This window comes from Mycobacterium sp., from assembly GCF_049280035.1.
Taxonomy (GTDB): Bacteria; Actinomycetota; Actinomycetes; order Mycobacteriales; family Mycobacteriaceae; genus Mycobacterium.
In genome coordinates this window covers 1-3,405 of record NZ_JBAPPI010000844.1, presented here as the reverse complement: position 1 = coordinate 3,405, position 3,405 = coordinate 1, and the positions used below count along the sequence as shown (strand labels likewise).

Genomic DNA, 3,405 nt, shown 5'->3' with positions numbered 1-3,405 from the left:
GCGCGCTGAACTCAGTGCCGAGAACCAGGTCGACGGAATCGTCGGTTCGCTCATCGCGATACAGCTCGGTGCACGGGGTGACCAGCCACACCGCCGCGGCGGCGGCTTGGCCGGCGTCGCCGAAGCGGATCTGGCCCTGGCAATTCAGCCTGGCGTGGGCGTAGATCGGATCGTTGGCGGCGGTCGGCTGCGCGAAGCCCAGGTCTTTCAGCGCACCGGCGACGTCGGCGGCCTGACCACCCCGCCCGCTGGCGTTCAGGACACGGAGTTTGGTATCGGCGAGTTTTGCCGGCGCGACGTTGATCATCGTGCTGCGCGACACCGGCGTACCCAGGTGCGGCGCTCCCGGCTCCGGCTGCTCCGGCGGCGGGTTGCAGGCTGCGGCCTCATGGACGTCGGACGGACGGGTGAGAGCCATCGTCCACACCACCGCGGTCGCCACCAGCAGCACGACCAGCAGGAAAATCGCGGGCCGGGCGTTGCGGCGGCGGAACGGTCGACCATGCCGGTCGAAAGCGGTGCCTTCGGTGATTTGCGCGACCACGTACGCACTCTAAACGGGATGTTTAGAGCGAGGTAACGCGGCTAAACACGGAGTGTGACGTAAATCACACTACAACACCGGGGTATACGGGCACGAATCGTTTGGTGGATGCGTTCGACGCTGGTACAAAGCTTAGCTTGCGAGGTTACGAGGGGACATGATGATGGCTACCGATTACGACGCGCCAAGGCGTACCGAAACCGATGACGTTTCCGAGGATTCCCTAGAGGAACTCAAGGCACGGCGGAACGAAGCGGCGTCGGCGGTGGTCGACGTGGACGAATCAGAGTCCGCCGAGTCTTTCGAGCTGCCCGGTGCCGACCTGTCCGGCGAAGAGCTGTCCGTCCGCGTGATTCCCAAGCAGGCTGACGAGTTCACTTGTTCGAGCTGCTTTCTGGTGCAACACCGCAGTCGGCTGGCCAGCGAGAAAAACGGCGTGATGATCTGTACCGACTGCGCGGCCTGATCGGTCAGCTGCGCAATGCCGACAGCACCCGCTCCGGGTGACGGCAGCTCACCAGCCAATACGGCGTCGGGTCGTCGACGTCGTCCAGAACGAGCAGCACCATCGGGCCTACCCAGCCCCGGTGCACCACGTACGCCGCGGGGTCGAGTTGGCGTCCCAGCGCCGCGGACTTGGCCGAGCGGGGGATATCTGCGGACCGGGCGATCACGGTGACGGGCAGATGCGCCTCGCCGGCCCACAATTCAACTCCGCCCTCGCCGGTGGTGACCCGGATCTCGATCCGGCCCAGCCAGAGCAGCGCTCCGGCGGCCACCACGAACAACACCGCGAACGGCAGCCAGCGCGGCAGGCTCGGCACGCCCTGGTTGACTTCCAGAGCAATGATCGCCGCGGGCGCGAAACCCAATGGCCACCACCACCATGGCACCCACAATCGCTCGCGATACCGGACGCTTTGCGGCGCGACTCGCGTACCTGACACTCGGTCAAGGGTAATCTGTGCCCCCGTGTCGACCAGTCTGGCGGTTTTGCGTCTTGACCCCGGGCTTCCGCTGCCCACCCGTGCCCACGACGGTGACGCCGGCGTTGATCTCTACAGCGCCGAAGACGTCGAGCTCGCGCCCGGCCACCGTGCGCTAGTGCGGACCGGGATCGCGGTTGCGATTCCGTTCGGAATGGTCGGGTTGGTGCACCCGCGGTCTGGATTAGCTTCTCGCGCAGGGCTTTCGATCGTCAACAGCCCGGGCACCATCGATGCCGGCTACCGCGGTGAGATCAAGGTCGCCCTGATCAACCTTGATCCTGCGACGCCGATCGTCGTGCATCGCGGCGACCGGATCGCCCAATTGTTGGTACAGCGCGTCGAGTTGGTTGAACCGGTCGAGGTGTCGTCATTCGACGAGGCCGGGCTGGCCGACACCTCCCGTGGCGAGGGTGGCCACGGCTCCTCCGGCGGGCACGCGAGTCTGTGACCGCGCCGGCGATGATGCTTCAGCGATGCGATGAGAAGGGGCGGCGCCGGTAATGGCATTCGGTAGGCACAGACCCAAAAACGAGCCAGCCGACGAGTCGGAAGCCCCAGAAGTGTCGGCCTCACCCTCGGAACCGGAAAGGCCGGTCGAGAGCGCGGCCGCCGACGACGTGGAGGGCCCGTTCGACATCGAGGATTTCGAGGACAATGCGGCCGCTGAGGCAGGCCGTCTTGACCTGGGTTCGGTGTTGCTTCCGATGCCCGCGTCGGCCCAACTGCAAGTCGAGCTGTCTGACTCCGGCGTCCCCAGTGCGATATGGGTGGTGACGTCCAACGGCCGCTTCACCGTTGCCGCGTACGCGGCGCCCAAGACCGGCGGTTTGTGGCGTGAGGTGGCCGGCGAGCTGGCCGACTCGCTGCGTAAGGACGGCGCCGCGGTGAGCATCCAGGATGGCCGCTGGGGCCGGGAGGTGGTTGGCACCGGGACCGGTGTGGTCCGGTTCATCGGCATCGATGGTTACCGCTGGATGATCCGCTGCGTCGTGAACGGCTCGGCTGAAACCATCGACGCGTTGACCCAAGAAGCGCGGGAAGCATTGGTGGACACCGTAGTTCGTCGCGGCGATACTCCCTTGCCGGTCCGGACGCCACTGCTGGTGCAGCTGCCCGAGCCGATGGCGTCACAGCTGCGCGAAGCCGCGGCCGGGCAAGGCGCTGCGGGGGAACAGGCGGTCGGACCGCCGGACCCTAGCGTCGGGGGGGAAGACGGGCCATCCGAGCCGACCGCGCGCCGCAGTGCCGGCGGGTCGGCGATGCAGCAGCTGCGCAGCAGCACCACCGGCGGCTAGACAGCTGGGCTAGACAGCGGCCAGCGCCGCCAGGCAGGCGGCGCCCAGGGCCGCGGGATCGGCGCCGATCTGATCCAGCGTTACCGTGCGCAACGCTGCGTGTGGTGCGGCGGTCGCCCATTCCTGCCCGATTTCGAGCGGGTGAATGGGGTCGTCGGTAGCGGCGGCGACACCCATCGGCACCGCCAGCTGCTGCAGCTGCGTGTGGGTGGGCGCAACGTAGGTCGCTGCTTCTTCCATGGCGTCGGGTAGCTGCGGCCACTGGCTCCGCCACGACCGGGTCAGCTCCTCGGCCAGCCACGGCGGGCTAGACGCTCGCATTTGCGCCGTCGTCGCGGCCAGACCGTCGTGGCGCAACTGTTGCGCGGAGTGCCGTGCCGCGATGGCGGCGGGAGCATCGCCCGGCGGACCAGTCCACGCTGGCAACGCGGCCAACACGGCCACCGCCCGGTCGGGATGCTGTAGCGCCCAGGCGGCGGCCACCGCGGCACCGATCGAAACGCCGCCGACGGCGATCGGACCACGGCGCGCGGCGTCGTCCAAGGCGCGCAGGTAGCCGTCGATCAAGCGTTTCGGC

At 67.8% G+C, this 3,405-nt stretch carries 6 protein-coding genes; 3 read left to right on the top strand and 3 right to left on the bottom strand.

The window, feature by feature from the left end; all coding sequences use genetic code 11:
* Positions 1-544: envelope integrity protein Cei (gene cei / locus WAN71_RS27010; protein ID WP_422228261.1), on the bottom strand; the 544-nt coding region annotated here is incomplete at its 3' end.
* A 163-nt stretch (positions 545-707) separates the two neighbouring features.
* Between cei and WAN71_RS27005 the strand changes: the two genes are divergently transcribed.
* A complete protein-coding gene (locus tag WAN71_RS27005) occupies positions 708-1,010 on the top strand; it encodes a DUF4193 domain-containing protein (protein ID WP_069396609.1) in 303 nt (100 codons plus the stop codon).
* 4 nt (positions 1,011-1,014) lie between these two features.
* Here WAN71_RS27005 and WAN71_RS27000 read toward each other — a convergent pair whose 3' ends face one another.
* Positions 1,015-1,491: a DUF3093 domain-containing protein gene (locus tag WAN71_RS27000; protein WP_422228260.1), complete on the bottom strand. Its 477-nt coding sequence runs from the start codon at positions 1,489-1,491 to the stop codon at positions 1,015-1,017.
* A 25-nt stretch (positions 1,492-1,516) separates the two neighbouring features.
* Here WAN71_RS27000 and dut point away from each other — a divergent pair, with 25 nt between their 5' ends.
* Both dut and WAN71_RS26990 read left to right on the top strand, forming a co-directional pair.
* A complete protein-coding gene (dut, locus tag WAN71_RS26995; protein WP_422228259.1) occupies positions 1,517-1,981 on the top strand; it encodes a dUTP diphosphatase in 465 nt (154 codons plus the stop codon).
* A 52-nt stretch (positions 1,982-2,033) separates the two neighbouring features.
* Positions 2,034-2,828, top strand: coding sequence for a DUF3710 domain-containing protein (locus tag WAN71_RS26990; protein ID WP_422228258.1), 795 nt, complete (start codon positions 2,034-2,036; stop codon positions 2,826-2,828).
* A gap of 9 nt (positions 2,829-2,837) precedes the next feature.
* Here WAN71_RS26990 and WAN71_RS26985 read toward each other — a convergent pair.
* Positions 2,838-3,405 (bottom strand): serine aminopeptidase domain-containing protein (locus tag WAN71_RS26985; RefSeq protein WP_422228257.1); only part of this gene is annotated, 568 nt, incomplete at its 5' end.

Excerpts from the sequence above, each read along its gene's own strand:
- WAN71_RS27005 (WP_069396609.1), top strand. The coding sequence starts at position 708 with ATGGCTACCGATTACGACGCGCCAAGGCGTACCGAAACCGATGACGTT.
- WAN71_RS26990 (WP_422228258.1), top strand. The coding sequence starts at position 2,034 with ATGGCATTCGGTAGGCACAGACCCAAAAACGAGCCAGCCGACGAGTCG.